Origin of the sequence: Mesorhizobium sp. GbtcB19 (genome assembly GCF_019091085.1) — a bacterium.
Lineage (GTDB): Bacteria > Pseudomonadota > Alphaproteobacteria > Rhizobiales > Rhizobiaceae > Mesorhizobium.
Map to the genome: position 1 here is coordinate 1 of NZ_JAGXJY010000478.1, position 239 is coordinate 239.

The 239-nt window shown below is 69.5% G+C and carries 1 protein-coding gene; it reads right to left on the reverse strand.

Annotated features, from left to right (window positions below):
- Positions 1-239: bifunctional ornithine acetyltransferase/N-acetylglutamate synthase (locus KVT37_RS32790; protein ID WP_217579082.1), on the reverse strand; the 239-nt coding region annotated here is incomplete at both ends.

Here is a 239-nt window from a genome sequence, read left to right on the forward strand (position 1 = left end):
CGGAAGCCGCGATCGGCGCGTCGGTGGCGAGGAAGGAGAGCATCGGGGCCAGGTCCGGCGCGATCAGGCCGGCGCCCTTGGCGATGCCATTGATGGTGACGTCGGCATCGCCGAGCTTGCCCGTCGCCGTCGCCACCTTGGGGTAGGTGTCGGGGGGCATGATGGCCTTGGCCGCCTCGGTCCACAGGTCGGGCTGGCCGTCCTCGACCAGGCCGGCGAGCAAAAGGCTGAATTTGTTG